At 64.6% G+C, this 18,084-nt stretch carries 18 protein-coding genes; 14 read left to right on the top strand and 4 right to left on the bottom strand.

From position 1 onward, the window contains the following. Positions 1–95: 95 nt before the first annotated feature. Positions 96–1,067: a quinone oxidoreductase family protein gene (locus tag FBT96_RS14050; protein ID WP_136907706.1), complete on the bottom strand. Its 972-nt coding sequence runs from the start codon at positions 1,065–1,067 to the stop codon at positions 96–98. A gap of 80 nt (positions 1,068–1,147) precedes the next feature. After that, positions 1,148–2,089, bottom strand: coding sequence for a LysR family regulator CbbR (cbbR, locus tag FBT96_RS14045; protein WP_136907704.1), 942 nt, complete (start codon positions 2,087–2,089; stop codon positions 1,148–1,150). A gap of 92 nt (positions 2,090–2,181) precedes the next feature. On the opposite strand from cbbR, the gene FBT96_RS14040 reads away from it, so the two are divergent. From FBT96_RS14040 to FBT96_RS13985, 12 genes are all read left to right on the top strand, one after another. After that, positions 2,182–3,177 carry a class 1 fructose-bisphosphatase gene (locus tag FBT96_RS14040; protein WP_136907702.1) on the top strand — a complete coding sequence of 332 codons (996 nt, stop codon included), beginning with the start codon at positions 2,182–2,184 and terminating at the stop codon, positions 3,175–3,177. 4 nt (positions 3,178–3,181) lie between these two features. Continuing rightward, positions 3,182–4,060 carry a phosphoribulokinase gene (locus tag FBT96_RS14035; protein WP_136907700.1) on the top strand — a complete coding sequence of 293 codons (879 nt, stop codon included), beginning with the start codon at positions 3,182–3,184 and terminating at the stop codon, positions 4,058–4,060. Positions 4,061–4,143: 83 nt separating this feature from the next. Then, positions 4,144–6,117, top strand: a complete 1,974-nt coding sequence (gene tkt, locus FBT96_RS14030; RefSeq protein WP_136907698.1) for a transketolase — start codon at positions 4,144–4,146, stop codon at positions 6,115–6,117. An 8-nt stretch (positions 6,118–6,125) separates the two neighbouring features. Next, positions 6,126–7,127, top strand: a complete 1,002-nt coding sequence (gene gap / locus FBT96_RS14025) for a type I glyceraldehyde-3-phosphate dehydrogenase (protein ID WP_136907696.1) — start codon at positions 6,126–6,128, stop codon at positions 7,125–7,127. 82 nt (positions 7,128–7,209) lie between these two features. Further along, complete coding sequence (gene fba / locus FBT96_RS14020; RefSeq protein ID WP_136907694.1) at positions 7,210–8,274, top strand: class II fructose-bisphosphate aldolase; 1,065 nt, start codon at positions 7,210–7,212, stop codon at positions 8,272–8,274. A 27-nt stretch (positions 8,275–8,301) separates the two neighbouring features. Beyond that, positions 8,302–9,678, top strand: coding sequence for a ribulose-bisphosphate carboxylase (locus FBT96_RS14015; RefSeq protein WP_136907692.1), 1,377 nt, complete (start codon positions 8,302–8,304; stop codon positions 9,676–9,678). Positions 9,679–9,734: 56 nt separating this feature from the next. Further along, entirely contained in the window at positions 9,735–10,421 is a 687-nt protein-coding gene (gene rpe / locus FBT96_RS14010; RefSeq protein ID WP_136907690.1) for a ribulose-phosphate 3-epimerase, read from the top strand. 8 nt (positions 10,422–10,429) lie between these two features. After that, on the top strand, positions 10,430–10,981 hold the full coding sequence (locus FBT96_RS14005; RefSeq protein ID WP_136907688.1) for a thioredoxin family protein: 552 nt from the start codon (positions 10,430–10,432) through the stop codon (positions 10,979–10,981). Then, the gene (locus tag FBT96_RS14000; RefSeq protein WP_136907686.1) at positions 10,981–11,640 is read left to right on the top strand and encodes a phosphoglycolate phosphatase; all 660 of its coding nucleotides are present in this window, start codon (positions 10,981–10,983) and stop codon (positions 11,638–11,640) included. The genes FBT96_RS14005 and FBT96_RS14000 overlap by 1 nt, the downstream gene beginning before the upstream one ends. After that, complete coding sequence (locus tag FBT96_RS13995; RefSeq protein WP_136907684.1) at positions 11,631–12,314, top strand: HAD family hydrolase; 684 nt, start codon at positions 11,631–11,633, stop codon at positions 12,312–12,314. Before FBT96_RS14000 ends, FBT96_RS13995 begins: the two co-directional genes overlap by 10 nt. Positions 12,315–12,374: 60 nt before the next feature. After that, entirely contained in the window at positions 12,375–12,812 is a 438-nt protein-coding gene (locus tag FBT96_RS13990; protein WP_136907682.1) for a TIGR01244 family sulfur transferase, read from the top strand. Between the two features lie 176 nt (positions 12,813–12,988). Continuing rightward, entirely contained in the window at positions 12,989–13,741 is a 753-nt protein-coding gene (locus FBT96_RS13985; RefSeq protein ID WP_136907680.1) for a LuxR family transcriptional regulator, read from the top strand. Between the two features lie 331 nt (positions 13,742–14,072). Here FBT96_RS13985 and tsf read toward each other — a convergent pair whose 3' ends face one another. Both tsf and rpsB read right to left on the bottom strand, forming a co-directional pair. Beyond that, complete coding sequence (tsf, locus tag FBT96_RS13980; protein WP_136907678.1) at positions 14,073–14,981, bottom strand: translation elongation factor Ts; 909 nt, start codon at positions 14,979–14,981, stop codon at positions 14,073–14,075. 71 nt (positions 14,982–15,052) lie between these two features. Next, on the bottom strand, positions 15,053–15,808 hold the full coding sequence (gene rpsB, locus FBT96_RS13975) for a 30S ribosomal protein S2 (protein WP_136907676.1): 756 nt from the start codon (positions 15,806–15,808) through the stop codon (positions 15,053–15,055). A gap of 327 nt (positions 15,809–16,135) precedes the next feature. On the opposite strand from rpsB, the gene FBT96_RS13970 reads away from it, so the two are divergent. Both FBT96_RS13970 and FBT96_RS13965 read left to right on the top strand, forming a co-directional pair. Further along, complete coding sequence (locus FBT96_RS13970; RefSeq protein WP_136907674.1) at positions 16,136–17,032, top strand: PfkB family carbohydrate kinase; 897 nt, start codon at positions 16,136–16,138, stop codon at positions 17,030–17,032. Then, positions 17,029–17,946, top strand: a complete 918-nt coding sequence (locus FBT96_RS13965; protein ID WP_136907672.1) for a pseudouridine-5'-phosphate glycosidase — start codon at positions 17,029–17,031, stop codon at positions 17,944–17,946. The genes FBT96_RS13970 and FBT96_RS13965 overlap by 4 nt, the downstream gene beginning before the upstream one ends. The last annotated feature ends 138 nt before the right edge of the window (positions 17,947–18,084 follow it).

Genomic DNA, 18,084 nt, shown 5'->3' with positions numbered 1-18,084 from the left:
AACAAAGGCGCCACCTCGAAGAGGTGGCGCCTTTAGGGTTTCTATAAAATCCGATAATCAGTATTATGTAAAATATAGATGCTGTCCGAGATCCGTCATGGGGTCAAAATCGTGCAGCCGGTGGTTTTTCGGCTTTCAAGCGCAGTATGAGCCGCGGCGACATCGTTCAGGTCATAGCGCTGGCCGATCTCGACCCGGATCGTTCCGCCCAGGATCAGATCGAACATGTCGCGGCTGGCTTTACGCAGCCAACCCGGTTGCGCCGTATGATGGAACAGCGTCGGCCGTGTCAGACGCAGCGAGCCGCGCGCCAGATCGGTGATGCGGAAATCCAGCGCAGGCCCCGAGCTTTGTCCGAAACTGACCAGCGTGCCGAAGGTCTCCAGCACTTCGATCGATTTCTTCACCGTCACCGCACCGACCGAGTCGTAAACCGCCTGCACACCTTTGCCGTCGGTCAGCCGCATCGTCTCGGCGACGAAATCCCGCGTCTTGTAATCGATCACCGCATCATAACCATGCGCCAGCGCCAGCGCGCATTTCTCGGGCGTGCCCGCCGTGCCGATTGCGCGCACGCCCTTGTGCTTCAGCCATTGCCCGGCCAGCAACCCGACACCGCCCGCCGCCGCATGCACAAGCACGCAATCCCCCGCAGCCACCGGATAGGAATGATGGATCAGGTAATGCACGGTCAGCCCCTTGAGCATCACCGCCGCCGCGATCTCGTCGCTGATCCCGTCCGGGATCGGCACCAGATCATCGGCCGCGATCACCCGATGACTGGCATAGGCACCATTGCGCACCGTATAAGCGACGCGCAGGCCCAGCGGCAGATCAACCCCGGGCCCGACCGCCTCGATCACCCCCGCCGCTTCGCCCCCGGTGATCAGATCCGCCGGCACACCCCAGGGATAAAGCCCGGTGCGGAAATAGACGTCGATATAGTTCAACCCGATCGCGGTCTGGCGCAGCACCACCTCGCCCGGGCCGGGCGGCGGCAGCTCACAGTCGATCCGGCGAAAATTCTCCACCCCGCCCGGGGCGGTCACGGCCATCGCATAGCGCATTGCAGTCTCCTTCCGACAGATGGTCCGGGCCTGAAGCAACCTTGGCCAGCGGACCGTTTGCGCTCACAATGACCCCGCGATCACGATGCGTCAATCAGCGGAATCGTTGGGAAATAACTGCCACGAAGCGCCAGGATCGCCTCCCACAGCCGTTCGGCCACCGGACGCGGCACCTCGTCCTCGCGCCGGACCATGAACCAGTTGCGCACGATCGGCAGACCCGGCGCCGAAAGTTCCACCAGCCGCCCCGAGCCCAGCTCCTCGGTCACCGTATGCAGGCTGAGAAAGGCGATGCCCAGGCCCGCCATCACCGCCTGCTTGATCGTCTCGTTGCTCTCCATCTCCATCGTCTCGAAAGCGCGGCCGTCCGCCACCCGATCCAGCCAGCGCTCCATCAGGATCCGCGTCCCCGACCCCGGCTCGCGCGTCAGGAACACCTCGTCGAGCAGCGCATCGGCGCTGACCCCCTGCCCCAGCAGCCGATGCCCCGGCGGCACGAGCAAGGTATGCGGATGCGGACCAAGCGGCTCGGCCAGAACCGGCGGTCGCCGCGGTGGCCGCCCCATGATCGCAATTTCAAAGGCGCCGCGTTCCAGCCCCTCGATCGTGGTTTCGCGGTTGCCCACCCGCAGCGCCACTTCGATATCCGGGTGCGAAAGACTCAGCGCCTTGACCAGCCTTGGCGCGAAATATTTCGCCGTCGAGACCACCCCCAGCGTGACCCGGCCGGTTTTCCCGCGTGATAGCGCTGCCAAATCCGCCCCGGCCTGCGACAAAGCGTCTTCGATCCGCTTCGCCGCCGACAGCATCGCATGACCGGCATCGGTCAGGTCCGAGCCCGCCCCATCCGCCGCCCGCTGCAACAGGCGCACTTGAACTGCATCTTCCAAGCCCTTGATTTGCGTATGAATTGCGGGCGTCGTCAAGCCAAGCGCCTGACCCGCCGCGGTCAGAGAGCCCCATTTTGCAACCGCTCTCAGCGCGCGCAGTTGCTTCATCGTGATCCCGTCCAGCCGGACCATGTTAAATTTTCCTGAAAGCGAGTTGCCGAATTTCAAATTTGCATGAAACCGCTTTCGGCGCAACGTCCGGCCAACCGAATGAGGAGGAGGCCATGGCGATCGAGCTTGAAGGTCTCGGGCTTAGCCCGGAACTGGCGGATGTGATGACCCGGCTGGCGCGTGTGGGGGCGGATCTGGCCCGCACCATTGCCCGCAACGGGGTGGATGCGGACCTGGCGGCGGGCGTCGGCACCAATGCCGGGGGCGATGGTCAAAAGGCGCTTGACGTGATGGCCGATGACGCCTTCCGCGAGGCGCTGACGGGCACCGCCGTCGCCTATTACGCTTCCGAAGAACAGGACGAGGTGGTGACGCTCGGCGAAGGCACGCTGGCGCTTGCCATCGACCCGCTCGACGGCTCCTCGAACATCGACGTGAACGTGTCGATCGGCACGATCTTCTCGGTCTTCCCGGCGACCGACGATCCGAACACCAGCTTCCTGCGCAAGGGCTCGGAACAGCTGGCGGGCGGCTATATCATCTACGGGCCGCAATGCGCGCTGGTCTGCAGCTTCGGGCGCGGCGTGCATCACTGGGTGCTTGATCTCGACAGCCGCAACTTCAAGCGCCTGCCCGACATCAAGGCGCTGCCGCAAGACACGTCGGAATATGCGATCAACGCCTCGAACTACCGGCACTGGCCCTCGCCGATCCGCGCCTTCATCGACGATCTTGTCGCTGGCGCCGAGGGTCCGCGCGGACGCAATTTCAACATGCGCTGGATCGCCTCGCTCGTTGCCGAAACCCACCGCATCCTGATGCGCGGCGGCGTGTTCCTTTATCCGGGCGACGAACGCAAGGGCTATGCCCGCGGCCGTCTGCGCCATGTCTATGAATGTGCGCCGATCGCCTTTCTGATCACACAAGTGGGCGGCGGCGCCACCGACGGCTGCGAGGACATCCTCTCGGCCCTGCCCGACAAGCTGCATGCGCGCACGCCCTTCGTCTTCGGCTGCGCGGCCAAGGTGGCGCGCGTCACCGCCTATCACGACCTGCCCGGGGAGGAGACCTCGGCACTCTTCAACACCCGCGGTCTTTTCCGGAGCTGATCCCATGTCGAAAAAATATCCCATCATCTCTGTCGTCGGCTCCTCGGGGGCGGGCACCTCGACCGTCAAGGCCACCTTCGACCAGATCTTCCGCCGCGAAGAGGTGAAAGCCGTCTCGATCGAGGGCGACGCCTTCCACCGTTTCAATCGCGCCGACATGAAGGCGGAACTGGAACGCCGCTATGCCGCGGGCGATGCCACCTTCTCGCATTTCTCCTACGAGGCGAATGCGCTGGAAGATCTGGAACGCGTCTTCCGCGAATATGGCGAGACCGGCAAGGGCCGCACCCGGCGGTATGTCCACGACGCCAATGAATCGGCGAAATACGGTGTCGAACCGGGCCATTTCACCGACTGGGCGCCGTTCGAGGAAGATACCGACCTTCTGTTCTACGAAGGCCTGCATGGCTGCGTGACGAATGATCAGGTCAACATTGCCGCCCATGCCGACCTGAAGATCGGTGTCGTGCCGGTGATCAACCTCGAATGGATCCAGAAGATCCACCGCGACCGGGCGCAGCGCGGCTACACGACCGAGGCCGTCACCGACGTGATCTTGCGCCGCATGCATGCCTATGTGCATTGCATCGTGCCGCAATTCTCGCAGACCGACATCAACTTCCAGCGCGTGCCGGTGGTCGACACGTCGAACCCGTTCATCACCCGCTGGATCCCGACGCCGGACGAAAGCCTGATCGTGATCCGGTTCCGCAATCCGCGCGGCATCGACTTCCCCTATCTGACCTCGATGATCCATGGATCCTGGATGAGCCGGGCGAATTCGATCGTGATCCCGGGCAACAAGCAGGATCTGGCGATGCAGCTGATCCTGACGCCGCTGATCGAGCGGCTGGTCCGCGAAGGCCGCCGCGCCCGCGCCTGAGGCGCAATGATTTCAAGACATTGGCGAGGTCCGGCAAACCGGGCCCGCCGCTCGGACGAACGGCTCATCAGGGAGGAGGAGCCATGAAGGATCTGGATATGGCGCAGGAAACGCGGATGGCCAATGCCATTCGGGCGCTGGCGATGGATGCGGTGGAAAAGGCGAAATCCGGGCATCCCGGCATGCCGATGGGCATGGCCGATGTGGCCACCGTTCTTTTCAACCGGTTCATGAAAATCGACCCCGCCGCGCCGAAATGGCCCGACCGCGACCGCTTCGTGCTGTCCGCGGGCCATGGCTCGATGCTGCTTTATGCGCTGCACCATCTGCTCGGCTATGCCGACATGGATATCGAACAGCTGAAAAACTTCCGCCAACTTGGCGCCCGCACCGCCGGCCATCCCGAATATGGCCATGCGGACGGCATCGAGATGACCACCGGCCCGCTCGGTCAGGGGATTGCGACCGCGGTCGGCATGGCGCTGGCCGAGCGCATGAAGAACGCCCGCTATGGCAATGATCTTGTGGATCATTTCACCTATGTCATCGCCGGGGACGGCTGCCTGATGGAGGGCATCAGCCACGAGGCGATCGACATGGCCGGGCATCTGGGGCTTGGCCGTCTGATCGTGCTTTGGGATGACAACCGCATCACCATCGACGGCGACACCGATCTTTCGACCTCGACCGACCAGCTGGCCCGCTTTGCCGCCTCGGGCTGGCATGTGCAATCCTGCGACGGTCATGCGCCCAATGACATCGCCGCAGCGATCGAGGCCGCCAAGGCCGACCCGCGTCCCTCGATGATCGCCTGCCGCACCGTGATCGGTTTCGGCGCGCCGAACAAGCAGGGCGGCCATGACGTGCACGGCGCGCCGCTCGGCGCCGAGGAAATCGCCGCCGCCCGGGCCTTCCTTGACTGGCCGCATGCTCCTTTCGAAATCCCTTCCGAACTCACCGCGGCCTGGGGCCGGGTTGCGGCACGGGGGGCTTCGGCGCGGGCCAACTGGGAGGCGCGGTTGCAAAACCACGCTGCCCGCGCCGACTTCATCAAGGCCGAGGCCGATGACACCGCGGCCCTGCCCGCCGCCATCGCGGCCTATAAAGCGCGTCTTTCCGCCGACAAGCCGAAAGTGGCGACGCGCAAGGCCAGCGAAATGGCGCTCGAGGTGGTGAATGCCACCCTGCCCCAATCCGTTGGCGGCTCGGCCGATCTGACCGGCTCGAACCTGACCCGCTCCAAGGGGATGGTTTCGGTGAAACCGGGCGCCTTTGCGGGCAACTACATCCACTACGGCATCCGCGAACACGGGATGGCGGCGGCGATGAACGGCATCGCGCTGCATGGCGGCCTGCGCCCCTATGGCGGCACCTTCATGGCTTTTGCCGATTATTGCCGCCCCGCGATCCGGCTTTCGGCGCTGATGGGGGTTCCGGTCACTTACGTCATGACCCATGACTCGATTGGCCTTGGCGAAGACGGTCCGACGCACCAGCCGGTCGAGCATCTGGCAAGCCTGCGGGCGATCCCGAACCTGAACGTGATCCGCCCGGCCGATGCTGTTGAGACCGCCGAGGCCTGGGAAATCGCCATGACCTCGAAAGCGACGCCCAACTTGCTGGTGCTGTCGCGGCAGAACCTGCCGACCCTGCGCACCACCCACACGGCCGAGAACCTGACCGCGCGCGGCGCCTATCTGTTGCGCGATCCCGAAGATCGGCAGGTGACGCTGATCGCGACGGGGTCCGAGGTCGAGATTGCGCTCGCCGCCGCCGATCAGCTGGCGAAGGAAGGCATCCGCGCCGCCGTGGTCTCCGCCCCCTGCTTTGAACTTTTCGCGGCGCAACCGCGCGATTATGGGGCGAAGGTTCTGGGCACGGCGCCGCGGGTGGGCTGCGAGGCCGCGATCCGCCAGGGCTGGGGCATGCTGCTCGGGCCGACCGACGCCTTTGTCGGCATGACCGGCTTTGGCGCCTCTGCCCCTGCCCCGCAGCTTTATCAACACTTCAACATCACCGCAGAGGCGATTGTCTCTGAAGCAAAAAACCTGATCTGAGGGAAAAGATGACCGTCAAAGTTGCCATCAACGGTTTTGGCCGCATCGGCCGCAACGTGCTGCGCGCCATCGTCGAGTCGGGCCGCACCGATATCGAAGTCGTCGCGATCAACGACCTTGGCCCGGTGGAAACCAACGCCCATCTGCTGCGCTTTGATAGCGTGCACGGCCGCTTCCCCGCGACCGTCACCACCGGCGAGGACTGGATCGACGTCGGCCGCGGCCCGATCAAGGTCACCGCGATCCGCAACCCGGCCGAGCTGCCCTGGGGCAATGTCGATGTCGCGCTGGAATGCACCGGCATCTTCACCACCAAGGACAAGGCCGCGGCCCACCTGCAAAATGGTTCGAAGCGCGTTCTGGTGTCGGCGCCCTGCGATAACGCCGACAAGACCATCGTGTTTGGTGTGAACCACGCCACGCTGACGGCCGAAGACTTGGTCGTGTCGAACGCGTCCTGCACCACGAACTGCCTGAGCCCCGTGGCCAAGGCGCTGAATGACGCGATCGGGATCTCGAAAGGCTTCATGACGACGATCCACAGCTATACGGGCGATCAGCCGACGCTCGACACGATGCACAAGGATCTGTATCGCGCCCGCGCCGCGGCGCTGTCGATGATCCCGACCTCGACCGGCGCCGCCAAGGCCGTAGGTCTTGTGCTGCCGGAACTGAAAGGCAAGCTCGACGGCGTCGCGATCCGGGTTCCCACGCCGAATGTCTCGGTGGTGGACCTCGTGTTCGAAGCCGCCCGCGACACCAGCGTCGCCGAGGTCAATGCCGCGATCCGCGCGGCCGCCGATGGCCCGCTGAAAGGCGTTCTGGGCTATACCGACCAGCCGAACGTGTCGACCGACTTCAACCACGATCCGCATTCCTCGGTCTTCCACATGGATCAGACCAAGGTGATGGAGGGGCGGATGGTCCGCATCCTGTCGTGGTATGACAACGAATGGGGCTTCTCGAACCGCATGGCCGATACGGCCGTCGCGATGGGCAAGCTGATCTGAACCAAGCCGGGGGCGGCTCGCCCCCGGACCCCCGGGATATTTGGAGCAAGATAAAGCTGCTCCACGAGTTGAGGAAACCAAAATGGCACTGATCACCCTTCGGCAACTGCTGGACCACGCTGCGGAATATTCCTACGGCGTGCCCGCGTTCAACATCAACAACATGGAACAGGGCCTCGCCATCATGGAGGCCGCCAAGGCCGTCGATGCGCCGGTCATCATCCAGGCCTCGCGCGGTGCCCGGTCCTATGCCAATGACATCATGCTGGCGAAAATGATCGAGGCGCTGGCCGCGATCTATCCGGAAATCCCGCTCTGCATGCATCAGGACCACGGCAACAACGAGGCCACCTGCATGACCGCGATCCGTCACGGCTTCACCTCGGTGATGATGGACGGCTCGCTGGAAGGGGATGCAAAGACGCCCGCAAGCTACGAATATAACGTCGAAATCTCGGAACGCGTTGCGCGGATGGCGCATTGGGTTGGCGCCTCGGTCGAGGGCGAACTCGGCGTTCTCGGTTCGCTTGAAACCGGCGAAGGCGAGGCCGAGGATGGCCATGGCGCGGTGGGCAAGCTCGACCATTCGATGCTGCTGACCGACCCCGATCAGGCCGTCGATTTCGTGAAGAAAACGCAAGTGGACGCGCTGGCCATCGCCTGCGGCACCTCGCATGGCGCCTACAAGTTCTCGCGCAAGCCCGATGGCGAGATCCTCGCCATGTCGGTGATCGAGGCGATCCACAAGAAACTGCCGAACACCCACCTGGTGATGCACGGGTCTTCCTCGGTGCCGCAGGATCTGCAGGACATCATCAACGAATTCGGCGGGGCGATGCCGCAAACCTTCGGCGTGCCGGTCGAGGAAATCGTGCGCGGCATCAAGATGGGCGTGCGCAAGGTCAACATCGACACCGACTGCCGCATGGCGATGACCGGGCAGTTCCGCCGCATCGCCGAGCAGAACAAGGCCGAATTCGACCCGCGCAAATTCCTGAAGCCCGCGATGGATGCGATGCGCGATCTGTGCCGTGCCCGTCTTGAAGCCTTCGGCACCGCGGGCCATGCTTCGAAAATCAAGGTCATCCCGATGGATGACATGGCGAAACGCTATGCCAGCGGTTCGCTTGCGCCGAAAACCGCCTGAAGCCAACTGATCGAAAGGACCCTCATCATGGATCAGTCTAACCGTTACGCCCGGCTCGACCTCAAGGAAGCCGATCTCATCGCCGGCGGGCGCCATGTGCTTTGCGCCTATGTCATGAAGCCCAAGGCGGGCTACGGCTATCTGGAAACCGCCGCCCATTTCGCCGCCGAAAGCTCGACCGGCACGAACGTCGAGGTCTCGACCACCGACGATTTCACCCGCGGCGTCGATGCGCTGGTCTATGAGATCGACCCGGCCAAGGAGATCATGAAGATCGCCTATCCGGTCGAGCTTTTCGACCGCAACATCATCGATGGCCGGGCGATGCTGTGCTCGTTCCTGACGCTGACGATCGGCAACAACCAGGGCATGGGCGACGTCGAATACGCCAAGATGCACGACTTCTACGTGCCGCCCTGCTACCTGCGCCTGTTCGACGGCCCCTCGATGAACATCGCCGACATGTGGCGCGTTCTGGGCCGCGACGTGAAGGACGGCGGCATGGTCGTCGGCACGATCATCAAGCCGAAGCTGGGCCTGCGTCCGAAGCCCTTTGCGGACGCCTGCTATGAATTCTGGCTGGGCGGCGACTTCATCAAGAACGATGAACCGCAAGGCAACCAGACCTTCGCGCCGCTGAAGGAAACCATCCGTCTGGTCGCCGATGCGATGAAACGGGCGCAGGATGAAACCGGCGAGGCGAAGCTTTTCTCGGCCAACATCACCGCCGACGACCATTACGAAATGCTCGCTCGTGGTGAATACATCCTTGAAACCTTTGGCGAAAACGCCGATCACGTCGCCTTCCTCGTGGATGGTTACGTCACCGGCCCGGCGGCGATCACCACCGCCCGTCGCTCCTTCCCGCGGCAGTTCCTGCACTATCACCGTGCGGGCCACGGCGCCGTGACCTCGCCGCAATCGATGCGCGGCTACACCGCCTTCGTTCTGTCGAAGATGTCGCGTCTGCAAGGCGCCTCGGGCATCCACACCGGCACGATGGGCTATGGCAAGATGGAAGGCGATGCCTCTGACAAGATCATGGCCTACATGCTGACCGACGAGGCGGCGCAGGGCCCGTTCTACCATCAGGACTGGCTGGGCATGAAAGCCACCACGCCGATCATCTCGGGCGGCATGAACGCGCTGCGTCTGCCGGGCTTCTTCGACAACCTCGGCCATTCGAACGTGATCCAGACCTCGGGCGGCGGCGCGTTTGGCCACCTTGATGGCGGCACCGCCGGGGCGAAATCGCTGCGCCAGTCCTGCGACGCCTGGAAGGCGGGCGTGGATCTGGTGACCTATGCGAAATCGCATCGCGAACTGGCCCGGGCGTTCGAAAGCTTCCCGAACGATGCCGACAAGCTCTATCCGGGCTGGCGCGTCGCTCTGGGCGTGAACTGAACGCCGTGATACTCGGGCGGGGGGACACCCCCGCCCCAACCCCTCAGGAGACCGACATGACCTTCGACCGTTCGATCAAGATCGCCCCCTCGATCCTTTCTGCCGACTTCGCCGACTTCGGCCGTGAAATCCAGGCCATCGAGGCGCAGGGCGCCGATTGGGTGCATGTCGACGTGATGGATGGGCATTTCGTGCCGAACCTCACCTTTGGTCCGCCCGCCGTCGCGGCTTTCCGCAAGCACGTGAAAACCGTGATGGACGTGCATCTGATGATTTCCCCGGTCGACGCCTATATCGATGCTTATGCGGCAGCCGGCGCCGATGTGCTGACCGCCCATGTCGAGGCCGGGCCGCATATTCACCGCACGCTGCAGGCGATCCGCGCCGCGGGGATGAAATCGGGCGTGGCGATCAACCCGGGCACCCCCGCCGAAGCGATCGAGCATGTGCTTGATATTGCGGATGTTGTCTGCGTGATGACGGTGAACCCCGGGTTCGGCGGGCAGAAATATATCGACATGACCGGCAAGGTCCGCAAGCTGCGCGCGATGATCGGCGACCGTCCGGTGCATATCGAGATCGACGGCGGCATGGACCCGGTGACGGCGCCCTTGATGGCCGCCGCTGGGGCCGATGTCTTCGTGGCCGGTTCGGGCGTCTTCAAGGGCGGCTCGGTCGCGACCCCCGAGGTCTATGGCAAGAACATCGCCGCCATCCGCGCCGCGGCGCAAGCCGCCCTCTGAGGTTCGCGATGGCCGTTTCCCCTCCGGTCTGCGACTTCGGCTGGAAAGCCCCCGATTTCCGCCTGCCCGACACTTCGGGCAGGCTTTGGAGCCTCGACGACATCCGCGGGCCGAAAGGCCTGCTGATCATGTTCATCTGCAACCACTGCCCCTATGTTCAGGCGATCCTTGACCGGCTGCAACGCGATGCCGAGGCGCTGATGGAAGCAGGGATCGGCGTGGCGGCGATTTCGTCGAACGATGTCGAAAGCTACCCCGAGGACAGCCCGGAAAACATGGCGCGGCTGGCTGCGGAACGGGGTTTCCATTTTCCCTATCTTTTTGACGAAACGCAAGCCGTGGCAAAGGCTTACGATGCGATCTGCACACCGGATTTCTTCGGGTTCAACGCCGATTATCGGCTGCAATATCGCGGTCGCCTTGATGCGTCGGGGCGCACCCCCGGCCCGGTCGATGCGCGTCGCGAGCTTTACGAAGCGATGCTGAGCGTGGCCGAAACCGGCGAAGGTCCGCGGGACCAGATCGCCTCGATGGGCTGCTCGATCAAATGGAAAGAGTGATGGCGCCGGCGCTGATTTTCGATCTTGATGGCACGCTGATCGATTCGGCGCCCGCCATCCACAAGGTCTCGAACGATGTGCTGATGGCGCGCGGATACGCGGCCCTCAGCCTCGATCAGATCCGCAGTTTCGTCGGGCAAGGCGCCCCCCATCTGGTGCGCTGCCTGCTGACGACCGCGGGCGAAGACCCGGAAGGGCCGCTTTTCGACGCGATCTATGCCGATCTGGTGACCCGCTATGAAACCGAAGTCGAGGGGAACACCCTTTACCCGGATGTGATCACGGCTCTGGACCGTCTGCGGGCGATGGGCTGCCCGATGGCGATCACCACCAACAAGCCCTACAAGCCCGCCCTTGCGGCGATCGCCCATGTCGGACTGAGCGATTATTTCCAGCTTGTCATCGGCGGCGACAGCCTGCCCACGCGCAAGCCCAACCCCGAGATGGTGCAGGAGGCGCACAGAGTATTGCGCCGCCCACACGCGCTTTACATCGGCGACAGCGAGATCGACGCGCAGACCGCCCGGAACGCAGGCTTGCCCTTCGTGATCTATACCGAGGGCTATCGCAAGACCCCGCTCGAAGCGCTGCCCCACGCCGCAAAGTTTCACGATTTCAGCGCCCTGCCGGGCATCGTTGAGGGATGGACATGGAGCTGAAAGCGCTGATTTTCGATGTCGACGGCACTTTGGCGGAAACCGAAGAAGCGCATCGGCAGGCTTTCAACGAGACTTTCGCGGCGCAGGGAGTCGACTGGCACTGGTCGAAGGAAGATTATCGGACTCTTCTGCGCACCACCGGCGGCAAGGAGCGGATGGCGAAACATCGCGAAAATCTGGGGTCCGGCCCTTCGGATGCCAAGATTGCCGATCTGCACCAAGCCAAGACCAAACGCTATGTCGAGATCATCGCCTCGGGGCAGGTCGGCCTGTTGCCGGGGGTTGCGGAGCTGATTTCCCGTGCCCGAACCGCGGGTCTGCGCCTCGCCATTGCCACCACCACGACGCGGGCGAATGTGGATGCGCTGATCGCCGCCACGTTCCGCCAACCGACCGGGGACATCTTCGAGGTGATTGCCGCCGGGGACGAGGTGGCGCAAAAGAAACCTGCCCCGGATGTCTATCTGCTGGCGTTGCAGGGGCTTGGCCTGCCGCCCGCGGCCTGCCTGGCCTTTGAAGACAGCCGCGCCGGTCTTGCAGCGGCCAAGGCCGCGGGCCTTCGGGTCGTTCTGACGCCCTCGGAATATACCCGGCACGATGACTTTTCCGCCGCGGATTGGCGGATCCCCGATCTGACCGCCGCCGCGACCAAAGGCATCCCGGACCTGCCCTGAGCCCCTTGCACCTGTCGGCAGCGCGGTCCAGAGTGGTCGCAGACCTTGCCGGAGGAAGACATGGACCTGCGCAACCTGACGCCCGATTTCGCCGTGGCGCCGCAGATCGACCTTGACGATATCGCCGAAGCCGCCCGCCGCGGCTTTCGCACCCTGATCAACAATCGCCCGGATGAAGAGGTCGAGGCCGGTCTCAATGCCGCGCTGCAAGCCGCCGCCGCCGCCGCGGGGCTTTCCTATGTGCATCTGCCCTATTATCCGGGCGAGCTGACCCCCGATCTGATCGCCGGCTTCGAGGCCGCCCTTGCCGCCGCCGAAGCTCCGGTTCTGGCCTGGTGCCGTTCCGGGACGCGATCCTCGCATCTCTGGGCGCTGAGCCAGGTCGGACGACGGCCCCTCGACGAGATTGTTCAAACCGCCCAAAATGCGGGCTACGATCTGACGGCCCTTGTGCCGATGCTGCGCGCCAAGGCCGCCAACAGCGGTTTCAGCGCATGAAGATCGAAACTTAAACGCTTGGTAAAAAAGCATAATCGCACAGGTCGCCCGGGGATGGTGCAGTCTGCGACCTTGTGACATGCCGCGCGCCGCGGGACGGAACGGACTTGCGCCGAAGGGGTGGCGCGTGGCAAAACCGTGATCTGTGCAAGCTTGCGAGGTGTGAGACGCACGCAATGCTGGATCATCTTGAACAACTTCTGGTCGCCGATGACATCGCGACCATTTGGAGCATGCACTGTGCGCAGATGGCGAAGTTCGGCTTCGACCGTCTGATCTATGGGTTCACCCGGTTCAGCGCGACGCAGAATCTCGGCTCTCTTGACGATACGCTGATCCTGTCCAATCACGATCCGGCCTATCTGAATTCCTTTCTGGGCGCCGGCCTCTTCTCGGAGGCGCCGATGGTGAAATGGGCCGTCGACTCGGTGGGGGCCTGTTCCTGGCGCATTGTCGCCGAGCGGATGGCCGCGGGCGAACTGACCGAGGGCGAGCGCAGGGTGCTTGACCTCAACCGCCGCTTTCAGGTCCTGGCGGGCTATTCGATCGGTTTTCCCGACACCTCGGCCCGCGCCAAGGGGGCCATCGGTCTGTGCGCGCAGCCCGGCCTGACACAGGCCGATGTCGATGCGATCTGGGACGAACATGGCCGCGACCTGCGGGTGCTGAATTCGATCATGCATCTGAAAATCAGCGCCCTGCCCTTTTCGACCACCCGTCGGCCGCTGACCGCACGCCAGCGCGAAGTGCTGGAATGGGTCGGGGACGGCAAGACCTCGGCCGATATCGCGCAGATCCTGGGCCTGACCACGGCCACGGTCGAAAAGCATCTGCGCCTTGCCCGCGAGGCCCTCGAGGTCGAGACCACCGCGCAGGCCCTGCTCAAGGCCTCGATGCAGAAGCAGCTTTTCATCACATCGGCGAGTTAGCCAAAGCACCTGTCCAAAAGGACTGCGACATTCTGGCAGGGTAAGGAATACCTGACTACTCCGAATCTACGGAAATGCCTTAGATACACGTGTTCCGTGAGTGGTGGCTTCGGCCAGGAACAGGGAAGCAGTCGAAGATTGATCCGACGAGATCCCACCCGGTTTTCCGGTACGGCCCAGCGGGTTTATAGTCACCCGTCTGGGCCGTTTCAATTTCCCGCATCAAGATCCGGATTTGGCGCCTTGCGGCCCACCCGCCGTCAAAGCCCTCCTGCGCAACGAAAAACGCCGCCCCGAAGGGCGGCGCTGTCTTTTGCCGAGGGGGCAGCGCTTACGCGCCGACCATCTTCGCCACTTCGGCGGCGAAATCCTCTTCCTTCTTCTCGACGCCTTCGCCCACGGCAAGACGCGCGAAGCCGGTGATTTCCACGCCCGCCTCGGTCGCGGCCTGGGCCACGGTCACATCGGGGTTCATCACGAATTTCTGGTTCACGAGGGTCACTTCCTCGAGGAACTTCTTCATCCGGCCCGGGATGATGTTGTTGTGGATCACCTGCTCGGGCTTCGGCTTGGCCGAGGTCGCGTTCTCTTCAAGCGCCTTGGCGGTCTGCACCTGCAGCTCGCGCTCCAGCACGGCCGGCTCGAGGCTGGCTTCGTTCAGCGAGATCGGCGCGGTCGCCGCGATATGCATCGCGAATTGCTTGCCGATTTCCTGCGCCTTGGCGGCATCGCCCTTCAGCGCGACCAGAACGCCGATCTTGCCCATTTCCGGCGCGGCGGCATTGTGGACATAGGAGACGATGGTGTCGCCTTCCAGGATGTGCAGGCGGCGGAAGGTCATGTTCTCGCCGATCCGGGCGATGGCTTCGCCAAGCACTTCGTCAACGGTCTTGCCGTTCAGCGCCGCGGCCTTCACCACTTCGACCGATTCGCCCACTTCCAGCGCGGTTTTCGCCACGTCGCGCACCAGCGCCTGGAAATCGGTGTTCTTGGCAACGAAGTCGGTTTCCGAGTTGATCTCGATCGCGACACCGCGGCCGGTGGTCACGGCGACGCCGATCAGCCCCTCGGCGGCAACGCGGTCGGCCTTTTTCGCGGCTTTCGCCAGGCCCTTGGTGCGCAGCCAGTCGATGGCGGCATCCATGTTGCCGTCGCATTCGGTCAGCGCCTTCTTCGCGTCCATCATGCCGGCGCCGGTGGTTTCGCGCAGTTCTTTCACCATCTGAGCGGTGACAGCCATGGGAACTCTCCTTGGAATGGGGTGAGGGCGGAGTTACCCCCGCCCAATGAAGCTTGTGTGACGGCCGCGGCTCAGGCCTCGGCGACAACCTCGACCGGGGCTTCTTCCAGCGCGCCCAGGTCGACGCCGGCGGCGCCCATCTGGGCGCTCATGCCGTCCAGCGCGGCGCGCGAGACGAGGTCGCAGTACAGCGCGATGGCGCGGGCGGCGTCATCGTTGCCGGGGATGATGTAATCCACGCCCTTGGGCGAGCAGTTGGTATCGACCACGGCGACGACCGGGATGCCCAGCTTCTGCGCTTCGAGGATGGCAAGATCTTCCTTCGACACGTCGATCACGAAGAGCAGGTCCGGCAGACCGCCCATTTCGCGGATCCCGCCGAGCGACGCCTGCAGCTTGGCCTGCTCGCGTTCCATGCCCAGACGTTCTTTCTTGGTCAGGCCTTCGGCGCCCGAGGCCATGATCTCGTCGATCTGCTTCAGACGGGCGATCGATTGCGACACGGTCTTCCAGTTCGTCAGCGTGCCACCCAGCCAGCGGTGGTTCATGTAGTATTGCGCGCATTTTTCCGCGGCATCGGCGACGGCTTTCGCAGCCTGACGCTTGGTGCCGACAAAGAGCACGCGGCCGCCCTTGGCGACGGTGTCACGGACCACGTTCAGCGCCGCGTCGAGCATCGGCACGGTCTGCGTCAGGTCGATGATGTGGATGCCGTTGCGATCGCCATAGATGAACTCCGCCATGCGGGGGTTCCAGCGTTGCGTCTGGTGGCCGTAGTGAACGCCAGCTTCAAGAAGCTGACGCAGCGAGAAATCGGGAAGCGCCATGGTCCATTTCCTTTCCGGTTTGCGCCTGAGCGGAGGAATTTCAGGGTTGCCCCCAACCGGTGGACCGAACGGGGATGTCTCCCGCCGTTGGCCCGCCTCCGCCTGTGAAGTGTGCGCCCTATAGACCAGCCCCGCCCCTCTGGCAAGCCCCCGCCCCCGTCTTTGGCCAAGGATGCCTCCGGCGGGGATATTTTCGGCAAGATAAATTGGTCTTCTCCGCCAATTCCTCATTTATCTTGCCCCAAATATCCCGGGGGTGAGGCGCGAAAGCGCCGAGGGGGCAGCGCCCCCCTTGCTCTCCCGGCCAAGCCGTAGCACCAAGGCACCATGAAAGACACTCCCGACATTCTTTGCATCGGTTCGGTCCTGTGGGACATCATCGGCCGCGCGCCGGTGCACATGCGGGCGGGGTCGGACGTGCCCGGGCGGATCACCCGCCTGCCCGGCGGCGTGGCGATGAACATCGCGATGACGTTGACACGCTTCGGCCTGCGCCCCGCCATCCTGACCGCGATCGGCCGCGACACGCAGGGGGCCGAGCTTGTTCAATCGGCCGAGCTGATGGGGATCGACTGCCGCTATCTTTATCGCTCGGACGATCTGCCCACCGACCGCTACATGGCGATCGAGGGGGCGAATGGTCTTGTCGCGGCGATTGCCGACGCCCACAGTCTGGAAGCGGCGGGGGACAAGATCCTGCGCCCGCTGGCCGATGGCCGGCTGGGCAGCGCCCGGACGCCCTGGTCGGGGCCGGTGGCGCTCGACGGCAACCTGACCCAGGCGCTGCTGGCCGAGATCGCCCGCGCGCCGCTGTTCGCGGCCGCCGATCTGCGGGTGGCGCCAGCCAGCCCCGGCAAGGCGGAGCGGCTGGCACCGCTGCTCGCGCAGCCCAATGCGACGATCTATGTGAACCTCGAAGAGGCCGGGATCCTGTGCCAGCGCAGTTTCGCGGGCGCCGAGGCCGCCGCCGAAGCCCTGCTGGCGCGCGGGGCCCGTCATGTGCTTGTCACCGACGGCGGCAAGCCTGCCGCGGACGGTCGGCAGGGCGCGGGTGTCCTCACCGCCGCGCCGCCCCCCGTGCTTGTCACCCGCGTCACCGGCGCGGGCGACACTTTCATGGCCGCCCATCTGGTGGCCGAACGCGACGGCGCCGATCGCGAGACCGCGCTTGCCCGCGCCCTTGCCGCCGCCGCCCGCTACGTCTCCGGAGACAAACCCATATGACGACCCTGCCGCTTGCCTTTTCCCCCGAAGTCCGCGCCGCGCTTGAGGCTGGCCGCCCTGTCGTCGCGCTGGAAAGCACGATCATCACCCATGGCATGCCCTGGCCGCAAAACCTCGAAACCGCGCGCCGGGTCGAGGCCGAGGTCCGCACCGCCGGGGCCACCCCCGCCACGATCGCGGTGATGGGCGGGCGCATCCACATCGGCCTGACCGGGACGGAGCTGGAAGCCTTGGCGCAGGCGACGGGGGTGATGAAGCTCTCGCGCGCCGATCTGGCCTTTTGCCTCGCCACCGGGGGCACCGGGGCGACCACGGTTGCGGCAACGATGATCTGCGCGCATCTGGCCGGGATCGCGGTCTTCGCCACCGGCGGCATCGGCGGCGTGCACCGCGGCGCCGAGGACAGCTTTGACATCTCGGCCGACCTGACCGAGCTGGGCCTGACCCCCGTCACCGTCGTCGCGGCCGGGGCCAAGGCCATCCTTGATCTGAACAAGACCCTGGAAGTTCTTGAAACGAATGGGGTTCCCGTGATCGCCTTTGGTCAGGACGCGTTTCCCGCCTTCTGGTCGCGCAGCTCCGGTCTGCGGGCGCCGCTGCGCGCCGACACCGCCGCCGAGATCGCCGGCGCGCATCTGCTGCGCGGCCGCCTTGGCCTTGCGGGCGGCCAGCTCGTCGCCAACCCGATCCCCCCCGAGGCCGAGATCGCGCGCGAGGAGATCCTGCCCGTCATCGAGACCGCTCTGGCCGAGGCCGCGGCGCAGGGCATTGCGGCGAAGGCGGTCACCCCCTTCCTGCTCTCGCGCATCTTCGCCCTGACGCAGGGGCGCTCGCTTGAGGCCAACATCGCCCTTGTGCTGAACAACGCCCGTCTTGCGGCGGCGATTGCCACGGAAATCGCCGCGCAGAGGTGACGCCCGCGGGGCGCCGATCCTGCCCATGCGGGCGGAACCCGCGGTCGGGGTTCATCTTGCCGCAAAGACCTCGGGGGTCCGGGGGCGGAGCCCCCGGCGGGTCGCCGGGGGGGTTGCCGGGGGGGAATACCCGCCACG

This window comes from Rhodobacter capsulatus (genome assembly GCF_005144475.1).
GTDB lineage: Bacteria > Pseudomonadota > Alphaproteobacteria > Rhodobacterales > Rhodobacteraceae > Rhodobacter > Rhodobacter capsulatus_C.
Note: the sequence above shows the minus strand (reverse complement) of the source record. Positions and strands in the feature narration are given on the sequence as shown.